This is a genomic window from Arthrobacter sp. SX1312 (genome assembly GCF_002929295.1).
GTDB lineage: Bacteria > Actinomycetota > Actinomycetes > Actinomycetales > Micrococcaceae > Arthrobacter_D.
Genome location: NZ_PJIM01000004.1, coordinates 1 through 21,737, shown reverse-complemented (window position 1 = coordinate 21,737; position 21,737 = coordinate 1). Strand labels below are relative to the sequence as shown.

The 21,737-nt window shown below is 61.0% G+C and carries 18 protein-coding genes; 7 read left to right on the top strand and 11 right to left on the bottom strand.

What is annotated here, in order from left to right:
• Positions 1–52: 52 nt before the first annotated feature.
• Both CXQ92_RS16440 and CXQ92_RS16435 read right to left on the bottom strand, forming a co-directional pair.
• Positions 53–742, bottom strand: coding sequence for a hypothetical protein (locus CXQ92_RS16440; protein ID WP_104168867.1), 690 nt, complete (start codon positions 740–742; stop codon positions 53–55).
• A 147-nt stretch (positions 743–889) separates the two neighbouring features.
• Positions 890–1,483, bottom strand: a complete 594-nt coding sequence (locus CXQ92_RS16435; RefSeq protein WP_104168866.1) for a TetR/AcrR family transcriptional regulator — start codon at positions 1,481–1,483, stop codon at positions 890–892.
• 158 nt (positions 1,484–1,641) lie between these two features.
• Between CXQ92_RS16435 and CXQ92_RS16430 the strand changes: the two genes are divergently transcribed.
• Together CXQ92_RS16430 and CXQ92_RS16425 are read left to right on the top strand one after the other, a co-directional pair.
• The gene (locus tag CXQ92_RS16430) at positions 1,642–2,412 is read left to right on the top strand and encodes an MBL fold metallo-hydrolase (protein WP_104168865.1); all 771 of its coding nucleotides are present in this window, start codon (positions 1,642–1,644) and stop codon (positions 2,410–2,412) included.
• Between the two features lie 1,314 nt (positions 2,413–3,726).
• Positions 3,727–4,059 (top strand): metal-sensitive transcriptional regulator, encoded by a 333-nt coding sequence (locus tag CXQ92_RS16425; protein ID WP_104168864.1) that lies wholly within the window; start codon positions 3,727–3,729, stop codon positions 4,057–4,059.
• A gap of 426 nt (positions 4,060–4,485) precedes the next feature.
• Here the strand turns inward: CXQ92_RS16425 and dhaL are convergent, their stop codons facing one another.
• The 6 genes from dhaL to CXQ92_RS18900 all read right to left on the bottom strand — a co-directional run bounded on the left by dhaL (position 4,486) and on the right by CXQ92_RS18900 (position 11,071).
• A complete protein-coding gene (dhaL, locus tag CXQ92_RS16420; protein WP_104168863.1) occupies positions 4,486–5,157 on the bottom strand; it encodes a dihydroxyacetone kinase subunit DhaL in 672 nt (223 codons plus the stop codon).
• Positions 5,158–5,168: 11 nt separating this feature from the next.
• On the bottom strand, positions 5,169–6,170 hold the full coding sequence (locus tag CXQ92_RS16415) for a dihydroxyacetone kinase subunit DhaK (protein WP_104168862.1): 1,002 nt from the start codon (positions 6,168–6,170) through the stop codon (positions 5,169–5,171).
• Between the two features lie 86 nt (positions 6,171–6,256).
• Positions 6,257–7,183, bottom strand: coding sequence for an alpha/beta fold hydrolase (locus CXQ92_RS16410; protein ID WP_104168861.1), 927 nt, complete (start codon positions 7,181–7,183; stop codon positions 6,257–6,259).
• A 398-nt stretch (positions 7,184–7,581) separates the two neighbouring features.
• A complete protein-coding gene (locus CXQ92_RS16405; RefSeq protein WP_104168860.1) occupies positions 7,582–8,079 on the bottom strand; it encodes a universal stress protein in 498 nt (165 codons plus the stop codon).
• 49 nt (positions 8,080–8,128) lie between these two features.
• Complete coding sequence (locus CXQ92_RS16400; protein ID WP_104168859.1) at positions 8,129–9,574, bottom strand: MFS transporter; 1,446 nt, start codon at positions 9,572–9,574, stop codon at positions 8,129–8,131.
• Positions 9,575–9,805: 231 nt separating this feature from the next.
• Positions 9,806–11,071, bottom strand: coding sequence for an MFS transporter (locus tag CXQ92_RS18900; protein WP_368784587.1), 1,266 nt, complete (start codon positions 11,069–11,071; stop codon positions 9,806–9,808).
• A 659-nt stretch (positions 11,072–11,730) separates the two neighbouring features.
• Between CXQ92_RS18900 and CXQ92_RS16390 the strand changes: the two genes are divergently transcribed.
• On the top strand, positions 11,731–12,708 hold the full coding sequence (locus CXQ92_RS16390) for a DMT family transporter (RefSeq protein WP_219815765.1): 978 nt from the start codon (positions 11,731–11,733) through the stop codon (positions 12,706–12,708).
• 603 nt (positions 12,709–13,311) lie between these two features.
• On the opposite strand, the gene CXQ92_RS16385 is transcribed toward CXQ92_RS16390, so the two are convergent.
• Positions 13,312–14,475 (bottom strand): FAD-dependent oxidoreductase, encoded by a 1,164-nt coding sequence (locus CXQ92_RS16385; protein ID WP_104168856.1) that lies wholly within the window; start codon positions 14,473–14,475, stop codon positions 13,312–13,314.
• A 103-nt stretch (positions 14,476–14,578) separates the two neighbouring features.
• Between CXQ92_RS16385 and CXQ92_RS16380 the strand changes: the two genes are divergently transcribed.
• The 4 genes from CXQ92_RS16380 (at position 14,579) to CXQ92_RS16365 (ending at position 18,546) form a co-directional block, all read left to right on the top strand.
• Positions 14,579–14,791: a heavy-metal-associated domain-containing protein gene (locus tag CXQ92_RS16380; protein WP_104168855.1), complete on the top strand. Its 213-nt coding sequence runs from the start codon at positions 14,579–14,581 to the stop codon at positions 14,789–14,791.
• Positions 14,792–14,922: 131 nt separating this feature from the next.
• A complete protein-coding gene (locus CXQ92_RS16375; protein ID WP_219815763.1) occupies positions 14,923–15,813 on the top strand; it encodes a heavy-metal-associated domain-containing protein in 891 nt (296 codons plus the stop codon).
• A gap of 67 nt (positions 15,814–15,880) precedes the next feature.
• A complete protein-coding gene (locus CXQ92_RS16370) occupies positions 15,881–18,196 on the top strand; it encodes a cation-translocating P-type ATPase (protein ID WP_104168853.1) in 2,316 nt (771 codons plus the stop codon).
• Between the two features lie 107 nt (positions 18,197–18,303).
• Positions 18,304–18,546 (top strand): YHS domain-containing protein, encoded by a 243-nt coding sequence (locus tag CXQ92_RS16365; protein ID WP_104168931.1) that lies wholly within the window; start codon positions 18,304–18,306, stop codon positions 18,544–18,546.
• A 1,035-nt stretch (positions 18,547–19,581) separates the two neighbouring features.
• Here CXQ92_RS16365 and CXQ92_RS16360 read toward each other — a convergent pair.
• Positions 19,582–20,895 carry an MFS transporter gene (locus tag CXQ92_RS16360; RefSeq protein ID WP_104168852.1) on the bottom strand — a complete coding sequence of 438 codons (1,314 nt, stop codon included), beginning with the start codon at positions 20,893–20,895 and terminating at the stop codon, positions 19,582–19,584.
• A gap of 53 nt (positions 20,896–20,948) precedes the next feature.
• On the bottom strand, positions 20,949–21,374 hold the full coding sequence (locus CXQ92_RS16355) for a carboxymuconolactone decarboxylase family protein (RefSeq protein WP_258070022.1): 426 nt from the start codon (positions 21,372–21,374) through the stop codon (positions 20,949–20,951).
• Positions 21,375–21,737: the final 363 nt, after the last annotated feature.

Sequence of the window (21,737 nt, the reverse complement as noted above, 5' to 3'; positions counted from 1 at the left end):
CTCCTCCCGGGGCTAGGGGGAATCGAATCTTCAACAGCCCCTTTGTAGCTATTTACGCCACTGCGCAGTCGTTGGGTGTCTCGTCTGCGTGTATCTGCAGCGCGACGGTGTTCGTGTGCTGGTCGGACCAGAGAGAGTAGCCGAGCCAAATCAGCGCGAGGCCCATGGGGATTGCGGCTAGGCGTTCGAGTGTATGAGGCAACAGCGCCCCAGCGACGGGCGTGAGTGCGGCTGCCATGACCAGCAGGATGCCCGCTCCGCGCGACAGGGCTCGGGCGCGGATTACTGCAATGCCGAAGAGCAGCGCGCCGACGACATAGAGCAAGCCTCCGATCTCGGGAAGGATCGAGAGGGGGCCTAAATCAGTGTGCGCCGCATACCGGCCGAACAGTCCGATGACGTCCACGGAAACCTGAGGCGCGTCGGCGATAAAGAGCGGTGCGATGAAGGCCTCAGCGAACGTGAAGGAAGCCTGCAGGATGAGGAAGAATCCAAACATCAGATACCCGACGAGGCCAATAATTCCGAACTGTCGTATTTGCCTGAGATAGATTCCGGTGATTCCGATGAGAGCGAGCACTGCCTCGGCAAAGCTGAGAGTGTGGACAAGGACCCATCGTCGGGTGGACAGGGAGGCGAGGATATCCGCGGGGTGAATGAATTGAATAATGATGTAGGCAAAACCTGCGAGGACGGCAGCAACCGCGGTCCCGCGGGTAAGAGTGGACTTTGTGATGGTCATAGTGCGTTCCTTATGTTTCGGATTTGAGGGCATCTCACCGGTCCAGGTGCAGGAATCGGAGGCTCGGTATGCCAATCTAACTCCTCATGCCCAGCGCGCACGCTGCTTCGGGTGCTCAGGCTGAATTTGGAGGGTCTGCAGGATTGATCACCACTCCCCGTAGATTCGGGTCAGCGCATATTTTGCCGAGATGTACGATTCGGCTGATCCTGTAAGGAGCGAACGGGCATTAGCTGCCTCGAGGAACGCCGTAGTCTCGAATACCATTTGGTCCACGTTGACGACAGGGATTTCGCCCGCATTGACGGCGGCTTCAATCTGTGAGCCGAGCAACGAGTGCCAGTCAAGGACAACCTGCTCAACGGCTTCCCTGACCGGACCGGATTTTGAATCCCATTCCGCGCTGGCGGCCGAGAAGAAGCATCCGCCGACGAAGACTCGGTCGCGACTGTAGGAAATCCAAGCGTCTAGGAGAGCCCGGAGCCTTGCCAGACCGGGAGCGGCTTCAAGGGCAGGAGCGATGACCATCTTGATGAAAATGTCTCGCGCGGCATCGACCGTCGCGATCTGGAGTTGCTCTTTCGACCCGAATAAGACGGCCACTCCGCTCTTGCTGAGAGTTGCACGCGAGGCCAGACTCCCAATCGAAAGACCCTCAAGCCCTTCGACTGACGCCATGTTCACTGCCTCGGTCAGCACAGCCTTTCTAGACTTCAGCCCTCTCGCCGCTCTGCCGTCCATGTAGATCCTTTCCTCTTGCGCTTCTCCTTCATCTTACTGTACGTTCGTTCGTATATCTAGTTCTGCGCTCCACCCACTCTGTCAATTCTGCTCGTTCAAGGACTGGTCGGTAGTGGCAAGAGGCCGACGCGCCAAAACCCAACACTCGAAGGAAGACCATGCAGACGACTTTGACCCATATCGGCACCGCAACGATGCTCGTCGAATTCGGCGGACTCACGTTCCTGACCGATCCAGTGTTCGACTCCGCCCCGGCCGAGTATGTGTCCGGGCCGGTGGTCCTTCGAAGCACGACTGAGCCAGCTATAGCCGCAAGCGACCTGCCATCATTTGACGCTGTGTTGCTCAGCCACGATGAACATCCAGACAATCTTGACGCGGCCGGCAGAAGGCTGCTGGAGGGGAAGCCAGTCATTACCACCGAGAGTGGCGCGGGCCGACTTGGCGGCCAAGCAGTCGGCCTGGCCCCCTGGGCCAGTCGAACGCTCACCGTGGGAGGAGCATCCGTGATTATCACGGCAACGCCTGCACATCATGGTCCGGCCGGTGACGTGGTTGGTTTCATCCTCCAGGTCCCAGGAGAAGAAACGGCCCTCTACATTTCCGGAGACACCACCTACGAAAGTGACCTTGACCGAATCGGCGAAGAATTCTCGATCGGCGTAGCGGTGCTGCATCTCGGTGCGGCAAAGTTCGCCATACTCGGGGATCAGATGATTAGCATGGACAGCGCGAACGCCGCAAAGTTCACTATTTCCCTTGGAACCTCCACAGTGGTGCCCATTCATTTCTCGTCATGGGAACACTTTACCGAAACGGAAGACGAAATCGCGGCCTCGTTTGCCTCCGCAGGTTTGACGGACCGCCTGAAATGGCTCACCCCGGGGGTGCCACGAGTTCTTGACGCTCGACCATTAGGGGCTCGCTAGATAAATGGTGCATTGGTTGGACGCCGAACTTCGAGTAATCCATACGTATTTATAGTTCAACTTTGGAGTATTCGCTTTACTCACTCCCGTTTATATGGTTTAGTCTCGGGCGCACTGCCGAAAGAATGCCCGGTGAGGTGACCTACTCGGACTGATTGTGTCAACGGTAAGTGGCCCCGGTGTGACGGGGCCACTACAACCTGTCACAGTCATCGGACGCGAGTCCGGACTGTGACCCACGTCGGTGGTTGTCGACGTACGACCGAGATCTCAACTGGGCAGCGCGAAATCAAAAGTAGGAGCAGGGAGAATGGAGCGGGATTAACTGGCGAGCACATGCGTTTCATGATTGATGACGTTCACATACCGCTCGAACTGCTTCCTCTTCCCGTGCTTGACAAGACGTCACGAGCCAGAACGGACTTGTAGTAGGTGAAGGGCGCTGGCGAAGCTCCTGCCAGGCCCCTCCCGTCGCTAATGAAGCAATCACGGAATGGTGGGCGGGTCAGGTCACGGCTAGTAACTCCATGACCAAAATTGTATGGGCAGAAGACGGAAAGTCATGGGCAAGCTGAATGTGGCTCCGTTGTCACAGGAGACCTGAACGCCGTTGGCGGTAGCAATCCAGATGCGATGCGTCTCATCGTTGGTATGAGCTGCCGCGATAGATACTGCTCCCCCTCATGGAACCTCGCCACTGCCAGGTCAGACCGGCATCAGAACTGGTAGAGACGACACCATCAGGGGGTCACACCAGCCGCTATGTTCCCGGCGAATCTAGTGAGCACCAAGAGGGGCGCTTCCCGGACCCTCGTCCCGGTCGCTCCGCTGTCCTCGGACCGATAAAGGCCCCCTTTGGTGGTAGCACGGACCGTGCCGTCAGCCGCCCCAGCACGGCTGCAGGCTTCTGTCGTCACCCCTATGTTGCGACGGGTAGATGCCCCTGTAGGGTATGTCGCGGCGTGATGACGCCCTTCTTGGCCCGCGCAGTGGATGACGACTACCGGGTTGAAGTTGACTTAAGAGAGATATACCCTTAGGCGGTAACCGTAGCTGGCTTGAGATGGGGTACGCGCCGCGGAACGCAGGGAGCATTTGCCGAGTAGCAGAGCATGCGCCAGTTCCAGCCGTTGACGATCCCACTAACGGTTCCCCGCTAGCGTGGCGATACGCTTCACATTGGGAAGTTCCGACAGGGGCGGGGGTATGGTCTAGTGCTCGGAGGATGAGTGGCCGCTCTGCGCGGCACTCCGCTCAGACCACAGTTCACCTTTGCGGGCGAAGTGAAACTTCAATCACGTTAGAAGGACACGCATGACTAACCCAGTAACGCAGTCTCTGGAGTCTGGCGCCGGAGGCCACGCGACCCATGGCTACATTACGGACAAGGAACGCTATTTGGCGCGCCTGAAGCGGATTGAGGGCCAGGCTAGGGGAGTTGCGCGCATGGTCGATGAGGAGCAGTACTGCATCGACATCCTTACTCAAATTTCAGCCCTCACCGCTGCACTTCGTGGCGTAGCGCTGGGATTGCTCGATGATCACATGAAGCACTGTGTTCTTGACGCTGCTCAGCTCGACTCTAGGGCGGCCGAAGCCAAAATGCAGGAGGCATCTGAAGCGATTGGCCGTTTCATGCGCGCTTGAGCGATCTAGGCGTGTGATTGGTCCGTCCTGGTCAGTATCCCCCCGCTAGGAACATTGCGGACATTGCGAAGCGCGCCGAGAGATCAAATCCACTCAGCTCAGGACAACGCTGAAGCTTTCCAGTGATGATCGGTAGACCAGGATCAGGACCCGAGACTGCTCGCGTGGCCGGCCTGCTGCAGATCTTTTAAAGATGACGAGTTTTTCGATTAGGGCATCGATGGGAGGGCCTAGCCCGGCTGCCGCCCGGCGTTGTTATTCGGCGCAACAGGTTGGACCCGCCTCGTCCCGCCGGGGTTCCTCCTGCGGGATATCTACAAGGTGGGCAGGGCGGCACATGCTTATCTCGTATGCAGGTAAAGGCTGGTGGACCTAGGAACGGAGGTGCCATGCTCGAACGGGCCCACCAGCTTAGGGGCAATGAACTTACTGCGTGGTAACCTCGGTGCCTAGTTCCGGCCACAGCTGCGAGCTTCCAGTTACCGTTGCTCCCGCCTCGAAGAAGAGTGCGATGGTAACGGCACCCGGGTCGAGAACGCCTCGGGCGAGTTCTCCCACGTAACTCGCTCGCCCTCGCTTGGCAATCAAATCACCGGTACTGAGTGCACCCGACCGTCCAGCGAGTGCGGCCTTCTCGAGTGCTTCCGCGATGGACAGGTGTGAAGCCGCTGCATCCTTGAGGGCATCGGCGGCCGGGGCGAGGGCGTCGATCATGGTGTTGTCGCCTACCTTGGCCCCGCCGAGGTACTGAACTGTTGCGAGCCCGCTTGCAACACCATCAGTGAGTTCAGACAGGGTTGCGGAGTCATTGCCGGAACGAGCGACATGGCGGAACCACATCCCGAAGAGGGGGCCACTGGTCCCTCCGGTGCCGAGAAACCCCAGAGACGCAGCGGTGAAGACCGTGCGGTAGGTAGCGTCGGCGGTGGCCGGGAGGATATTGTCGACGCGCCGAAGTGCGGAGGCGATGTTTGTGCCAAAGTCACCATCCCCAGCAAGACGATCCAGATCCGTGAGCCGTTGCTGGGCGTGCGTGAAGGTGCGAGTGAACTCTGTGATCCATGCGTGGGCGGTGGTTCCGTCGATGGTGGTGCTCATGATTTCCTTCCTTACCAGGTCAATGTGGGGGTGCGTACGGGGGCGTCCCAGCCAGCGATTAGGTTGTCATCGGCTGCGGTGAGGGTGATGGAGACACCGTGCATGTCGAGGCTGGTCACATAGGAGCCGACGAGGGACCGGGCGACGGTAATGCCGCGACCGCGGAGAACCTCATGCATGCGGCGAGCGATGATCGACAACTCGAGCGGGTATGTTCCGCCGAGTCCATTGACAATCGCGATGACCGGCTGCCCAGTCTTCAAGCCGAGAGACTCGACAAGCGGTGTGACGAGCTGTTCGGTGAGCGCGTCGGCAGCGGCGAAAGGAATCCGTCCTGTTCCTCGTTCGCCGTGAATGCCAACCCCGAACTCAACCTCGTTTGCGTTCAGGGTGAAGGCCGGGCTGATTTCACCAGGGTGCGTACACCCGTCAAGAGTCAGTGCAAGAGTGCGGGATCGTGCGACGACGTTACGGCCGACGGCGGCGATAGTGGGAAGATCGGCACCCTGCTCGGCGAGGGCGCCACAGATCTTCTCGACTGTAATGACGGCGGCGGTACCGCGGCGTCCAGGGCCGTCGTTCTCACTGTCGGAGGCGAGGTCATCGTCGACGAGGACGCTTTCGACCATGGTTCCATCGTCAGCTGCCAGCTCGGCTGCGATCTGGAAGTTCAGGACGTCACCGGTGTAGTTCTTCACAATCTGCAGGACGCCGGCACCGCCATCTGCCAAGGTGGTGCCTGCATGGACCTGCTGGGCAGTGGGGCTGGCGAAGACGGCGCCGGCGACAGCAACGTCGAGCATCCCTGTGCCAACGAGTCCGGCATGCAGCGGTTCGTGACCTGATCCGCCTCCGGAGACCAGGCCGACCTTCTCATGAGCCGGGTGTACCCGGCTGATCAGTGACGCTGATGCGTCAAGGGCGAGCAGGTGCGGGTAGGTGGCGGCAAGACCTTCAAGGGCCTCGCTGATGACATGGTCGGGTTGGTTGATGAACTGTCGGTGGGTGGACATCGTTGTTCTCCTGTCTGGACTGATTGAAGTAATGCGACTATAAGTCGCTCGTGGCGGACCGAGTGTTTACAGAAGTTGGCACCCGCCTATTTAGGCGGCGCGAGGTTGTCTGGCTGATATGTATCCGGATTCGTGTGAGCCCAAGGATTAGTCCCGTCTTGCAGCCATTGAAGAGTTTCTGTCCAAAAGGTGTCGCGAAAGCGGCTGTGAAATAGAGCGAAGTGTCCTATTTTTGATTCGTCAAGATCCTGGGGCTTCAGTACGACAACGGTGGCGGGACTGTTTGAGTAGTAGTTGAGTCCCCGCGCGATAGCAATCTCTGATGCAAAAGGATCATCGTTTGCAGAGACGGCCAGAGTCGCGGCTGTAAATGAAGACTGGTGCGCGAGTATCACCTCTCGCATCGGGCCGGCACCGGCCGGGAAATTCTTGCGGCTTCTCGCCCAGTTCAGGGCCACGCCTTTGGGTAAATCTTCCAACCACCCGAGGCGCTTGCCGGGGAAGTAACCAAGCCCGAGCGTCATGATGGGCATCAGCATGTGCCAACGCCACCAGAAGCGCAGTCGGTGCCCAGAACGGTAGTCACGCCAGTGGGCGTGTTGAGCGCCTACCGTCAAGAGCCGGGTTATCTCGCGGCCGTGTTTTGCCAGTCCGACACCAAATCCACCAAAGCTGTGGCCGACGACAAGGAGATTGTTGCCGATGTTGGTCAGGGACCACTCGAGAACGGCGTCGATGTCCTTCAGCCCCCAGTCGTACCAGCTAGCCTTCAAATTCCTGATGGTCGCTCCTCGGGATCGCCCGATTCCGCGGTAATCGAAGGTGATGGCCGCAAATCCGTTCTCGGCCAGGAAAGAGGCGTAGCGGTGATAGTAGGAAGCCGAAACTCCAGTAGCACCGACAATGACGACAGCGGGGACGGAAGTTGATGTGCTGGGCGACCGAGGTCGCCAGATGGTTCCTTGCAGTTCGTAGCCGTCCTGGCAGCGAACGGTCAGAGGGGTACCGATCATTGCTTTGAGTCCTTCCGAATCATCCGCAGGTGGTTGTGTCGCTATGTGGAGCCAGATCCGTGGAGAACGCGGAGCTCCCCACGTCCTCCCACGAGGTTGAGTGGCCGGGCTCCCACAGGGTGGGAGTCCGGCCCTCTGGATCATCAGTGTTCCGGAAGCGATCTCGCTGCTGAACAGCGCATCGGGACCATATGCTCCCTCTCACGCGGATATTGCTGGCGAGCCGGCGACATACCGTCGGCGCTCCGTTTGCTACGTGCTCCAGCATCTGAACGACGCTTCATCTCTCTCCAGAGACGACGTCCGAGTAGAGCAAGTGGATACGATCCGTATTCGATGGCCTTTACGGAATGCGCTGGGATCCTGCACCCAAACCAGCCCCACTCGGATTGATCGACTTACCGGCTGTTCTGTCCGGCACGTCCGGCACGTCGCGCTGATGCCACCGGATCGGAGGGAATCACCAGGGTCGGCCGGGTGGCATGGTGCAGGACACTGGCTGAGGTGCTTCCAAGAAGTGTGGCTGCGAAGCCGCGGCGTCCTCTGGAGCCGACAATGATGACATCAGCATCAACTTCCTCGGCGGTATCGATGATGGCCTCTGAGGCGGTAGCCATCGTCGATGAAACCTGTGGTTTTGCGTCGAAACCGAGGCTGCGGGCCAGCTGCGCGCCTTCTTCTGCTATCCGCTCGGAAACGTCAAGCGTTGCGGCATCCAGTTCGTCCAGTTCCTCTAAGGCCGGGTGCCCTTCAAGGTGGGCTGCGAAGCCTTCTAGTGGCTGGCGTGCATAGAGCACCACAGCAGAAGCCCCTGGGAACATACTGGCAGCGGTCTGCACTGCGCTCTTGGCGTCGACGGAGCCGTCATATGCGATGAGAAGCTGTCGTTCAGGCATCTTTTTCTCCTTGGTGGTCTGAGTTGGGTCAGTTAGGTCGCTGCTGCGGCTAACCCTTGGCTGATTCAGTCTGATAGTCGGGTTCGCTGGTTGTCCGATGACCCGGGGTACGCATAGTCATCGCAGCAAGAACGGCGCCGGCCAGGGCAATGGCGGCTGCGCCGATAAACGCTGAGGAGAAGCCGTTGGTCAGAGCTTCGGCGTTGCCGACCTGGTCCGCACCGAAAGCCGCGGCGACCGCGGTCATGGCTGCCAGACCGAGGGCGGAGCCCAGCTGGTAGCTGGTGTTAACGATGCCCGAAGCGAGTCCGCCTTCCTCAGGCCGCGCGCTGGAAATCGCCGTTCCCAGCGATGGTATGAACGCCAGAGACATGCCGAGGGCGGCAACCAGTGACGCTGGCAGTACGTCAAGCCAGAAGGACCCGTCGGGACGGATCAGGGAGAGCCATCCCATCCCTGCAGCTAGGATTGCGAGTCCAGTTACAATCATGTTCTTTGCTCCGAAACGGTTCATCAACCGCGGCGCGAGGGCAATCATCCCGATCATGATCATGATTGTCATTGGCAGCAGCGCTGCACCGCTCGGGAAGGCGCTGTAGCCCAGAACCTGCTGCAGGTACAGGTTGAGGAAGAACCACATTGGGATCCATGCGGCACCCAGGAGCAGCTGGGCCATATTGGCTGCACCAAGGTTCGGAGTGCGGAAAATTCCAAGCCGCATCAGAGGGTCCTTCAGCCGCGCCTGGAGGCCCAGGAAGATACCGAGCAGAATGACGGCGCCGGCCAGGACGAGCCAGACCTCAGCCGATCCCCAGCCCACTTCGGGGGCGCGAACGATCGCGAAGACCGCCGCTCCGATTCCGGCGGTAGCAGTAATCGCTCCGAGAATGTCCACGGAACCTTTACTGGCCTTACCCGCGGGCATCAGGGCGGGAGTTAGTGCAAGAACCAGCAGCCCGATGGGGATATTGATGTAGAAGACCCAGGGCCAGGACATGTATTCGGTGATAAGCCCCCCGAGGAACACTCCCGCTGTTCCACCGGCCGGTGCAGCTGCACCATAGATAGCAAATGCCTTCGTAAGTTGCTTCGGTTCACCTCCGAAAAGCATCATCAGCAAGGTGAGCGCGGAAGGGGCGATCAGGGCCGATCCGAGGCCTTGGAGTGCGCGGCCTGTAAGTTCAATGGACACACTGCCCGCGGCGCCGGCGACTAGCGAACCAACGAGCAGAATGATCCATCCAGCGATGAAAATCCGCCGTGCACCAAACAGATCTGAGAGCCTACCGCCGAGTAGTAGCAGCCCACCCAGGGCGACGACGTAGGCGTTGAAAACCCAGGACAGATTCTCTTGTGAGAAACCGAGATCCTCCTGCATTCGAGGTAAAGCGACACCAATGATTGACGTGTCCATGATGACCATGAACTGTGCAGTGGCGATCAGTGCTAGGGCGAACCATCTGCGCGTGTCGGACGGATTTCGTAGAGTAGACATGAGTACTCCTACCAGGTTGGGGTATTGAGGGGCTGAGCTTCACCGTGTGGAAGCTGGGAACCGCGAATGAAGAAGTTAGGTCGAGATGCTTGCGTCATGGACTTCGGTGCAACCAGTAGCAGCCGCACTTCGGTGATGCATGGGTTAGCGTATACCCAGCGGGGGTATGGTACAAGTGGAACTCAAGAACCTTCACCTCCGGGCTCTAACTCCGTGCTCAGGATTTGGGGGTCACACAGGGGTGGCGTTGATTGTGGGTGTGTTGTCCTGGGCGCTGCAGACACATCCGCCGCAGAGGCAGATGCTGAGAGCAGTCCGAGCGGAGGCCTTCGAGGCCGGTCCTTGGACGCGCATGAGGACAATGAGGGCCACTGCTCCGGCTGTTGCGCTGGTCAAGGTCAGCGCGGTTCCATACCCCAGTGAGCTATGTAGCAAGCCAACGGCGACATATCCGGCGCTAGCCAGGCCTGGAGCTAATCCCAAAATTCGGGCTACGGCCGGGCCGGCTGAGGTTTCGTCGCTTCTACGCGCGACTGTGACCAAGAGGGGAAGGGCGCCTGATAGCCCTACTCCGGCCATCGCCATTGCTACTGGCATGAGTGGTGGCGGCAAGTGTGGTATCGCCAGCGAAGCCAGCATTCCCGCAGCGGACGCACATAGCATCACCGGACGTAGTGTGGTGCGTCGTACCCACAGGGCGAGGAGGATTCCTCCCACGGCCGCGGCCGTGCCGTAGGCGGCCAGAGAGTAACCGAGTAACGGGTCGGTTGACCCTACTCTGTCTGCCAGCAGTAGCGGCACGCTGGCCATGACGGTGATTCCAACTAAAGAGAGCATCGTCGCGGCAAGCACCGGTCCGACGGTCGCGGATGATTGCCCACGACGCCCCACCGCCTTGTCGACATGGCGCACGGCTGACGGCTTTGACCGCATCACGCGTGATAGCAAGAGCGCAACTGTGAGTGCCAATAAGGGCGCGGCGAACGGAATGGCAGCAGCCCCACCGAGAGCAGATACCCCACCGAGCACGGCGACAGGCACGAGAGCCGAACCGGCCATTCCCACAGCTGAGAACACGGCAAGTGATAGTGATTCCTGACCGACTGAAGCCGACCGTGCAGCCAGCGCTCCGGCTGCCGGGTGGAACAACGCGGACCCCAGGCCGCCGACAGCCACTGCCGCGATGGCATGACCAGGCTGGGTAGCGAAGGGGAGCAGGCTGTAGCCGAAGGCTGCAAGAACCGATCCCATGATGGCCATGCGTCCGTCGCCTAGTTTGCGGGCGGCGCGGGCGCCCAGGGGCTGTAACAGCGACGATGACGAGAAGGCTACGGCAATGAGCAGGCTCAGCATTGCGGGGCCAGCGCTGGTTTGGTCGCGGATTACGGCCTGAAGCGTTATGACGCTACTCCCAAGACCATCCACAATTAAATGGACAGCGCCCAGTGCTAAGGCGACCGCTCCCGCCGATGTCAGTGCGCTGCGCCTGGTGAGCATCATGAGCGGCTCGCATCCCGGCAGGTTTCGCTGCATGCCGAGAGAGGCTCAATGACCGTAGTCAGGACCACCGACCAGCGCCCAAATCGCCCTTGAATGACCACATCAATCGTGGTGTTCACTGTGTCCTCCCACCTGTTCGGCGTCGTCGTCAAGGTTCATGGACGCTGTGCAGCCAGTGCTCAAAGCTGTCAAAACTGAACCATACCCCCCTACCGTATACTGTGGATCACAAGCAGAGAGCATCACAAACCAGTAGCTACTGAACGCCAGGAGTGGGTAATTTGTACCCCGAACGGGTATGGTGTACCTGCGCGTCAGCGGTGACTGCACGTCTCGTCCTTGGGACAGTGCTGCATCGGAGGTGGGACCTCCAGAGCGGAGGGGCGGTGACAGAGCGCGCGGGACAAAAGCAGAACCACGGATCTATCCGTGAGCGGCTAAGTGATCACGATCCAGGCCGGTGACTGGATGAAGGGCGTAATGGCAGGTAACTGGCATGGGCCAGATTGAAATGCTTTCCACTCACTATTGATTGCGGCAAGTCGACAGCTAAGTTGAACCGACGGAGTCCGGGACGCCAGCGGTGTGTTTTTTTCAGTGTTGCCGGACAGTGGGTGTCTCCTTGCGCTCACTGCCAGATCGCTCAGGCTCTCAATGTGCGGGGCAAAGTCTTCCCATGCGTATGGCATCTCGAATGGGTATTTTTCGGATTGGATAACGGCATGTGGGAAGGTTCTTCGCGGATGATGCTGGGCGGTCGCTTTCCGGTAATTATGGCCTTACTACTGGTCGGTTTACTGTGGGGCAGCTCCTTTCCTCTTATCGCTATGGCGGCACCGAGTTTCGGAGCTGTTGGTACAACACATGGGCGGCTCGTCATCGCAGCGCTGGCGCTAGCGCTTATCGCTGTATCTAGCAAAGTAACGTGGCAGGCTGTCGGGCGGAGATTTCCTTCATTCCTGCTGCTGGCGGGGATGAACGTCGTCGGTCCTCTCGTGCTCGTTGCTACCGCAATAATGGGACTCAACTCCTCCATGGCATCGGTGCTGAATGCCACGACCCCGATGTTTACCGTATTCGTCGCCTGGTTTTGGCTGCGGCAGAAAATTACCTGGCGCAAACTGGGGGGAGTCGCAATAGGCATTGCCGGCGTCTCGGTGCTCGTCGGAGGGGCTCCGTTGCAGATGGATAATCGAGCCATGCTAGCCGTTGGTGCTTCTTTGCTTGCGGCTTTGCTCTACGCGATGGGAGGGGTCTATACGCGGAAGGCATTCCATGGCACGCCCCCCATGGTGGTGGCCCTCGGCCAACAACTTGCTGGCGTAGGCCTACTGATACCGGTGACAGCGATCGCACCTCCGCCTGGACCAATCGATTTCGGCCCGACGATTGCAGTGGTCGTTCTTGGCCTGGGGGCGACCGCTGGCGGCTATCTGATCTACTTTTGGATTATCCGCCAAGCCGGACCGGTGGCGGCTTCAGGGGTCACCCTATTGGTTCCCGTCTCGGCCTCAACCATCGGGGTGCTGTGGTTAGGTGAGCCCGTGACCTCCGGGCTCATCCTTGGACTTGTCGTCATCCTCGCCGGAGTCGGAATGCTTATCGACTTTCCACGCCCCAAGGAACGCCCCTAACGACCATCTCATCGGGACCACACTCGGTGGCGCGGCAACAAAAAGCAGTGCGGGACGATGTCTCTTTTCGGTTGCTGATTGACTACGTGAGACCTCGAGGCGTCGCGCATCGTGATACGGATCCTGGACCGAATGAAGCATCCTTCTCGGGAGTTCCCGTGCGTCAGAGCGAGACCTCGAACCATCTGACCCATCCGCTACCAGAGCGTTTCTCAACCCGAAACTCGTTTGGGGGGCGTGCCCAGAAGTATGTGGATTATCGTGCATTGGGACCCGTCAGCATGTGGGTTCGAAAGGGCAAGCTTCCGAAGAGCGACCTTCGATACGGCCTCCTTTGAGGAGCCGAAGACGTGTGCAATTGCCATTAATGATCACTTCAAGCTTGCATTCGTGAAAGACCGCTTGGGCGGGGAATGTCCTCGCGTGGCCGACTCCTGACCGAGGCACCGTTCGGAGGCGCACGACTCACCCCTAAGGAACGCCACGACGGATTCCAGGTTCGCCGGCTGAATCTCCGGCACGTCCTTTCCGGATCGCCTGTCCAGCGGGCAGCCAGCTCGTCATCAAACGCCGCCTTCATCGCAGGCAAATGGGCTGATGGAGTCATGGTGTCCGGAGCTGAGCGCAAGCTGTGAATAGCTGAGGGAAAGCATTCAGCCCAGCTACAGCGATCATGGCGCCGTCGGTGTTGTGGAAGCTGGTCAAGAGTGCTTCGGTCGAGCCGGTGTCGTGGTGGCGTTCAGTGACGCCGGGCATCGCAGCGCCGTAGGCCGCTGCTGAGTGCTGGTAGAGGGTGACTGTGAACCCGGAGTCGGGCGTATAGGCGGCCGGATCCGGTGCGCCGTGGAGGTCGTGCAGCGCTGCCCGTGCTGCGTGCGCACCCTGAGCGACGGCGGCGTCCCAGTGATCGATGCGATAGAGCTGTCCGGTGCGGGCCGTGTGAAGTGCAATGCTGCCCGCCGCGTAAACGCCTCTGTAGTCGCGGGACCGCAGGCGCGAGTCCACTGCTATCCCGCCGTCACCACCCGTCAGCCAGGCCGTGTTGGGCTTGGTGCCGTGGGCAATGAGGACAACATCAGATTCCAAAACCCTGCCGTCACTCAGGGTAACGGTGGCCGAGTCGGAACCGGTGGAGATGTTCGTAAAGGACTGTCCGAAGTGTGTCGTCACATGGTTGCTGTGCAGTTCGGTGATGCGTGCTGCGATGTGTTCGCCAAGCGCTGAGGCAAGAGGCATCGACGAGCGGGAAACGAGATGGACATGTGCACCTGCTTCGGACATGGAACTGGCGACCTCAGAGCCGATAAATCCAGCACCCAGGATAGTGACTGTGAGCCCGCCAGGGTCTTTCGCGAATTGCGCGCGAAGGCGATCGGCATCATCCACGGTATGTAGGTGAAACACCCTCTCTGAGATGGCGGCCGCATGGTCGGACAGCTGGGGGGCACTGCCGCTGGCCGCGATGAGCGCGTCATACCGCAAACGCCGGCCGTCCTCCAAGGTGAGGATTGCCAAATCAGGGTCCACCGATCCGGCCTTGCCCTGAATCGCGTCGGCATCGAGGGCGGACGATCCTGGCTGGGCGATCTGTTCGGCTGTGAGCAGTCCGGACAGCACACCCTTGTTGACGAGCGTCCGATTGTAGGGCCGGTGCACTTCCCCATTGATTATCGTCAGCGGGCCTTCGTAGCCCTCAGCGCGGACAGTGGCAGCGGCACTGAGGCCTGCTGCGCCCGCCCCGACGATGACTATTCTCTGCTGTTCCATTGGTTATCCCCGTCTGTAGCAAGGTTTGACATCGTTACCCCCGAGGGGTATATCTAGACTATACACTTACCCCCCAGGGGTATACGACTGAAGGGAAGCAACAGTGTCAACCATCGAGTTTCAGGTCACCGGCATGACGTGCGGTCACTGCGAGATGTCCATCCGCGAGGAAGTAGCCGAGGTCCCCGGCGTTGATTCGATCGAAGTCAGCCACCAGACTGGCAAGCTCGTGGTGAGCGGCAACGGCCCCGTCGAGGAAAGCGCGATCATCGAAGCCGTCGAGGACGCAGGATACAAGGCGGTCCGGTCCGTATGAATGCTGCAGGGCGCATCGGAACGTATGCGGCCGGCTTGCTAGTGGCGTTTGGTGGCACTTTCGCTGCTGCGGGAGCCCTTGTTCCTGAAGGAACAGTGTCGGCCTGGGAGCAGAGGGCCGGGGGCCACACGATGGATCAGCAATCCGACGCGCCGGGCCACAGCGATGGCGGTCATAGCCAATCTGCCGAAACAGCTTCCTCCGATGTGCAGCAGGCGCCGCATTCCGTCGGAGGTGTCACTGTCGCGCAAAACGGATACCAGCTCGAAGACCTATCCGTCCCTGAGCGCATCGGACAGGACGGCGAGCTGTCCTTCACCGTCGCCGGCTCGGACGGCAGTCCAGTCACCGCGTATGAAGTCGAGCACGAGCAGGAACTCCACCTGATTGTGGTGCGGTCCGACGGAAACCACTATCGTCATGTGCACCCGGTCATGGACGAGGCTGGACGCTGGTCGCTGCCCTGGTCATGGGACGCTGCAGGCACGTACCGTGTCTACGCCGATATCGCTCCCACCGAGTACGGCAAGAAGCTCACGCTCACCAGCACCGTGAATGTGGCTGGCGACTTCCAGCCCACCACGCCTGAGGTATCGACGACGACGACCGTCGACGGTTTCGATGTCTCCCTCAAGGGCGACCTCTCCGCCGGCGCCGCGTCGACGCTGACCGTCAGCGTCGAGCGTGACGGGCAGCCAGAGACCGGGCTGCAGCCCTACCTTGGCGCATACGGGCACCTGGTGGCGCTGCGCGAAGGAGACCTCGCCTACCTGCACGTCCATCCCGAGGGAGCAGAGCCGGTAGGGGAGGAAACATCCGGGCCGAAGGTCGAGTTCGCCACCACGGCGCCCACAACCGGTCGGTACTACCTCTACTTCGACTTCCAGGTCGATGGCACTGTGCACACCGCACGGTTCACCCTCGACACCACTGGATCCGACGCAGTGACACCTGATCACGGCACGACCCACGGCAGCACGAGCGGCGACACCGCGTCAGAAGACAGTCACAGCGACCACTGATCGACCCCTATCACCCCGAAGGGCCTGCCACACCAGGCGGGCCTACGCTCGGGAGAAAGAAGTTCCCATGTCTGCATCAGCGGCCCAGCCGCAGGCGCCGGGTATCGACATCGAGCTCGAAATCGGTGGAATGACCTGTGCGTCGTGCGCCAACCGGATCGAGCGCAAACTCAACAAGCTCGACGGCGTCGTGGCGACGGTGAACTACGCCACCGAGAAAGCTCGTATCAGTGCCCCCGCCGGTTACGACGCGCAGGCCCTGGTCGCCGAAGTGGAGAAGACCGGGTATACGGCAGCGCTCCCGACCCCCAAGGGTGGGCAGCAGGCAACCAACGATGACGAACGACCCGACACTGAACTGCTGGCCCTTAAGCACCGCCTGATCGGCAGTGCCGTGCTCGCCATCCCCGTCATTGCGATGGCGATGATCCCGGCACTGCAGTTCGAGTACTGGCAGTGGCTGTCACTGGCCATGGCCGCACCGGTCATCCTCTGGGCCGGCTGGCCGTTCCACAAGGCGGCGTTCACCAACCTGCGCCATGGTGCAGCCACCATGGACACGCTGATCTCGATGGGTACCGGCGCAGCCTTCCTGTGGTCCCTGTACGCGCTGTTCTTTGGCACGGCCGGCACCCCCGGAATGACGCACCCGTTCGAGCTGACCGTTGCGCCCACCGATGGCGCCAACAACATCTACCTCGAGGTCGGCGCCGCCGTCATCATGTTCATCCTGGGAGGGCGCTACTTCGAGAAGCGTTCCAAGCGCCAGGCAGGAGCAGCACTGCGTGCACTTCTGGAGCTCGGCGCGAAGGAAGTCGCAGTCCTCCGCGACGGCATCGAGACCCGTATCCCGACCGAGCAGCTGGCTATGGATGACGAATTCGTGGTTCGGCCCGGCGAGAAGATCGCCACCGACGGCATCGTCGTCAGCGGCCGTAGCGCGGTCGATGAATCGATGCTGACCGGTGAGTCCGTTCCGGTGGAAGTCGGCGAAGGGGACCCCGTCACCGGAGCGACCGTCAATTCCGGAGGACGACTCGTTATCCGGGCCACGCGGATCGGAACCGACACGCAGCTGGCACAGATGGCCAAGCTGGTGGAGAACGCCCAGTCGGGCAAGGCCGAGGTCCAGCGTATGGCCGACCGGATTTCCGGTGTGTTCGTGCCGATCGTCATCGGTATCGCCGTGGCGACGCTGGCCGCGTGGCTCGGTGCCGGGTTCCCGATCACGGCAGCCTTCACCGCCGCCGTTGCCGTGCTCATCATCGCCTGCCCCTGCGCCCTCGGCCTGGCCACACCCACGGCACTGCTGGTCGGTACCGGACGCGGAGCCCAACTGGGCATCCTCATCAAGGGACCAGAAGTACTCGAATCGACCCGCAAGGTCGACACCATCGTCCTGGACAAGACCGGTACCGTCACCACGGGAAAAATGACTCTGCTGGGCGTCCACACCGCGTTCGGCACGACCGACGAGGATCTGCTCCGCATCGCCGGCGCCCTCGAGGACGCCTCCGAGCACCCTATCGCCCAAGCGATCGCCAAGGGCGCCACCCAGCGGGTCGGCGCACTTCCCGTCCCCGAATCCTTCAAGAACATCGAAGGACGTGGTGTGCAGGGAATCGTCGACGGGCACCTGGTAATCGTGGGACGAGATTCGATGCTGGCGGAATGGTCCCTGACCATGCCCCAGGATCTCGCCGACGCGAAGTCTGCGGCGGAATCAGCCGGACAGACCGCCGTGGTCGTCGCATGGGATGGCGCCGTTCACGGCGTGCTGACCGTCGCCGACGCCATCAAGGAAACCAGCGCGGAGGCCATCGAACAGTTCCGGGCCCTCGGGTTGACCCCGATCCTGCTCACCGGCGATAACAAGGTGGTAGCCAAGCAGGTCGCAGCCGAAGTCGGTATCACCGAGGTCATCGCCGAAGTCCTGCCTCAGGACAAGGTTCGGGTTATCACGGACCTGCAGGCTCAGGGCAAAGTCGTAGCCATGGTTGGCGACGGCGTGAACGACGCCGCAGCGCTGGCACAGGCTGATCTCGGGCTCGCCATGGGCACCGGTACCGACGTGGCGATCGAAGCCGCGGACCTCACCCTGGTCCGTGGCGACCTCCGAGGCGCCGCGGACGCCATCCGGCTCGCACGCAAGACACTCGGAACGATCAAGACCAACCTGTTCTGGGCGTTCGCCTACAACGTGGCCGCGATACCGTTGGCCGCCCTGGGCCTGCTCAACCCGATGCTCGCCGGTGCCGCCATGGCGTTCTCCAGCGTCTTCGTTGTCGGCAACAGCCTCCGCCTTCGCTCCTTTACCAGCAACGCGGTAACACCGTCACCCGCTGCGCAGCGCTCCCACGAGCCACAGCCGGTCGACGCCTGACCCGCACCACACCACAATCCCTGTACCCCTACAGAGCATCACGATGAAAGGACACAATAATTATGGAACCGAGTACCGGCAGCTGCTGCAGCCCCAAGCCCAGCAACATGACCAGCAGCACCCCCAGCACCGAAACCCCGGCCCAGGACCTGCACCTGGGTGCCCGCCCCGAGCAGGGAGAAAGCCCGATCGCCTACTGCCCCGTCATGGCCGGAACGCCCGTGGTAAAGGCCGAAGCCGAGGCCAAGGGGCTCTTCCGTGACTACGACGGAGAGCGGTTCTGGTTCTGCTGCGCTGGCTGCGGTCCGGCCTTCGATGCCGCTCCTGCCAAGTACGCCCACGCCGGCTAGCCCTACGAAACAACAGCAAAGCCCGGGAATGCGGTGACCATGACGGTCACCGCATTCCTGCGTTTCTACGGATGACTGATATGACCGAGGGGTTCGAAAGCTAGAAGAAGTCTGGCGTCAGACTATCCGTCGTCCGATGATTGAGAGAGCAGATGGCCGGGCAAAGGTCTTTCGTCGGTTGATTCTACTGTTCGCAAGAGCGCATCTCCTGGTCACGCTCGATGACGTCATCGTGACCCTTGGTCTTTCTGCTATCCGGCTCGACCCCGAAACCAGCCGAGCCACCCGGCCCTAGGTAGTCCTGGTGAGTGAACGCCAACACCTTCGTGTTCGGCGCGCTTCTGCTCTTTTGCTGATCCCTCGATGACTCCTACAGCCGATAGCGCACCCTGGCTGGCATCGGGGTCCTCACCCTCGACGCCCTGTGGGTTCGCGCCGAGCGCCGCGAGGGTCCGTCTCGGGGCTGGCATCATGGGCCTGCGTACCTGCTTAGCCTCTACCTGCGGCAGGTTCCTGGTTTCACTCCACTCCGGACAGGTCTTGTAAGGCTCTCATTGGCAGTTGACGTCGATGACCGCCTGCGGACGTCAGTTCGCGGGACGACAACTAGACCTCCTCCGCGTAGAGCCTCTGCGTCGCAAGCCTACTAATGACAGCAGCGACCCTGCCGCTGATGGACATCAGCGCAGCATCCTCTTCGTTGGTCTACTTTTTACCAGCGGTCATTCATCGGCGCCTACGATCAGCAGCGGTCTCGACCATCGTGCAGGGCAATCTCCGCGGGCGCGCTCCGTACTGGCGCCTGCCTTACCGGCACGTTCGGGATGCGCCGCACAGATCGTTCAACGGCAAGCAGGGCGCGCTACAACCCGACAGAACTCGAGCCATGGCTCACTTGTATATAGCCCTGGTGCCGGGCCAGAAATTGCTGTTGTGGTTCAGCACTCGGGCTGGCTCTAAACTCATGATGCCAAGGACCGCTCGGTCCCTGGCATCATGAGTTTGGTGCTGAGCTGAACTAACAGCGCGAGGTGTTTACGTCGTGCGGGTGGAGGAGCACTGGCAAGCGGCAAGGGTTCCTTGGGCTGTCCCTGTCATCACCAGGTCCCGTTCCGACGTCACGCGGCTGCGGTCCGCCGGAGCTTTGTCCTTGCTGGTGTCGGTGCGTGGCCAGAGAGCGAGGGCGGCGACGGTGCCGAGGACGGCGAGCACGGCGAGGGTGGACCAGGTAGCCGTGAAACCCAGACTCGTACCAACCCAGCCCGCGATGGGATAGGTCAGGAGCCACGCAAGGTGGGAGAGGGAGAATTGGGCGGCGAAGACCTCGGGTATGCGGTTTGGTTCGACCGACGCGCGTAGGACCCTGCCCGTTGGTGTGACGACCAAGGCCATGCCACTGCCAATCACTGCCCAGACCAGGCCTGTGCCGAGATACGTTGTGGCGCCCGTCGCCGTGAGCACCACGGCTCCGGCCGTCCCAGCAATGAGTATTCCTGCGCCGGTGATCATGACCGACCGTTCGGCGACGCGATCCAGGACGCGTGGTAAGAGGAGTGCCGTCAACAGCGTGCCGCCGCCAGAGGCGGCGAGCATCCAGCTGACGTCCGTTTGTGAGCCGCCGAGGTCGTCGCGTACATAGTTGACGGTGTTCACAATGACGATGGATCCCGCCGCGGCGACGACCAGGTTCAGTGCCATGATGCCGCGTAGCCTTGGCGTCCGGACGAAAATCCTGATTCCTGCGGCGGCCCGGTCCCACGCTTTGGTGTGGACGCTGGGACGCGCGTTGGGGACGCGGGTGGAGAGCACCAGCACAGCTGAAACAATGAACCCGACCGAGGTCCCGGCGAACAGCCAGTTGAAGGTCATGAAGCTCAAGGCGACCGCTGCAAGCACCGGGCTCAGGAGACTTTCCATGGTGTAGGCAACCTGGGAGGCCGAGAGAGCGCGCGTATACGCGTTCTTATCGGTCACAATGTCGGGAATCACGGCTTGAAACGTCGGGGTGAAAGCGGCGGATGCTGCCTGCAGCAAGGCGATGAGGACGTAGATCTGCCAGATTTCGGTGACGAACGGCAACCCCAGCACCACACCCGCCCGTACGACGTCCAGGGTCACCAAGAACGCCCGACGGGGAATTCTGTCGACGTATGCCGCTGCGAGGGGGGCGATGACCACGTAAAGAACCATCTTGATGGTCAGGGCAGTGCCAAGAACCGCGCCGGCGTTGGGGCCGGCGAGGTCGTACGCCAGCAAGGCGAGGGCAACGGTCGCCAGGCCGGTCCCGAACAGGGCAATGACCTGGGCGCTGAAGAGGTGTCGATAGTCGCGGATGGCGAACAAGCGCATAGTCCTGTTCCTTTCCATGCGTGGTGCGGCTGGTATTCACAGCCGATTCGGGATTAGTGTCCGCCGGAGAAGCGATGCGGGGTCAGACCGGCAACGAGGTTGAATGCACCCGTGAGGATGTTCAATGACACGACACCGACGACGTCGGTGATGTCGCTGTCGCTGTAGCCGTGGTCATACAGGGCGAGAATCTGCTCGTCAGTGATGGACGTCGGCTCCCGGTAAACCTGAAGCCCCAAGGCAATCATTGCCGCGACACCAGCGTCCGCCGACGTTCCGGTCCGGGCGCGGTCGATTTCCTCGTCATCGATTCCGAGGGTGCGTGCGGCAGCAATATGCGATTCCAGGCACAGGCCGCAGCCTTGCTGGGTCTGGACGGCGATCGAGATCAGTTCGCTGATTTTTCGGTTGAGTTTGGCGCGTTTCATGGCGCGGCTGAGTTGCAGGTAGCCGGTCAGGACTGCGGGGGAGTGTGCCATGGTCGCGACCATGTCGCCGATCCGGCCGTGTCGGGATACGAGGTCTGTCAGAAGGTCGCGGGAGGCGCCTGTTGCTGTCTGGGGAGTCAGTCGAGCGAGGCGAGGCATGATGATCTGGTCCTTTGAGTGTCAGGAACGAAGCTGGCTTGAAGGTGTTGTGGGCGGAGGGACCTGGGCGGTTCGAATGTGCTGCCCGCTGTGCCGGGTGCCTGCTGTGGGTGATGGGTGATGGGTGATGGGTGTTCGGGTTGTGGGGTGTCCGGCGCCCGGTCAGTGGTGGTGTCAGGTGGTTGCGTGGATGGTGAATTGTGCTGTTCTGACGGTGTCCTGGTGTTGGAAGTCCAGGTGGAGGCGGTAGGTGCC

Bases quoted from the DNA above. Each gene is read 5' to 3' on its own strand.
- CXQ92_RS16370 (WP_104168853.1), top strand. From the start codon at position 15,881: ATGTCTGCATCAGCGGCCCAGCCGCAGGCGCCGGGTATCGACATCGAG.
- CXQ92_RS16365 (WP_104168931.1), top strand. From the start codon at position 18,304: ATGACCAGCAGCACCCCCAGCACCGAAACCCCGGCCCAGGACCTGCAC.
- CXQ92_RS16375 (WP_219815763.1), top strand. From the start codon at position 14,923: ATGGATCAGCAATCCGACGCGCCGGGCCACAGCGATGGCGGTCATAGC.
- CXQ92_RS16400 (WP_104168859.1), bottom strand. From the start codon at position 9,574: ATGTCTACTCTACGAAATCCGTCCGACACGCGCAGATGGTTCGCCCTA.
- CXQ92_RS16410 (WP_104168861.1), bottom strand. From the start codon at position 7,183: ATGATCGGTACCCCTCTGACCGTTCGCTGCCAGGACGGCTACGAACTG.
- CXQ92_RS18900 (WP_368784587.1), bottom strand. From the start codon at position 11,071: ATGCTCACCAGGCGCAGCGCACTGACATCGGCGGGAGCGGTCGCCTTA.
- CXQ92_RS16355 (WP_258070022.1), bottom strand. From the start codon at position 21,374: ATGGCACACTCCCCCGCAGTCCTGACCGGCTACCTGCAACTCAGCCGC.
- CXQ92_RS16425 (WP_104168864.1), top strand. From the start codon at position 3,727: ATGACTAACCCAGTAACGCAGTCTCTGGAGTCTGGCGCCGGAGGCCAC.
- dhaL (WP_104168863.1), bottom strand. From the start codon at position 5,157: ATGAGCACCACCATCGACGGAACCACCGCCCACGCATGGATCACAGAG.
- CXQ92_RS16435 (WP_104168866.1), bottom strand. From the start codon at position 1,483: ATGGACGGCAGAGCGGCGAGAGGGCTGAAGTCTAGAAAGGCTGTGCTG.
- CXQ92_RS16440 (WP_104168867.1), bottom strand. From the start codon at position 742: ATGACCATCACAAAGTCCACTCTTACCCGCGGGACCGCGGTTGCTGCC.
- CXQ92_RS16385 (WP_104168856.1), bottom strand. From the start codon at position 14,475: ATGGAACAGCAGAGAATAGTCATCGTCGGGGCGGGCGCAGCAGGCCTC.
- CXQ92_RS16415 (WP_104168862.1), bottom strand. From the start codon at position 6,170: ATGTCCACCCACCGACAGTTCATCAACCAACCCGACCATGTCATCAGC.
- CXQ92_RS16430 (WP_104168865.1), top strand. From the start codon at position 1,642: ATGCAGACGACTTTGACCCATATCGGCACCGCAACGATGCTCGTCGAA.
- CXQ92_RS16405 (WP_104168860.1), bottom strand. From the start codon at position 8,079: ATGCCTGAACGACAGCTTCTCATCGCATATGACGGCTCCGTCGACGCC.
- CXQ92_RS16360 (WP_104168852.1), bottom strand. From the start codon at position 20,895: ATGCGCTTGTTCGCCATCCGCGACTATCGACACCTCTTCAGCGCCCAG.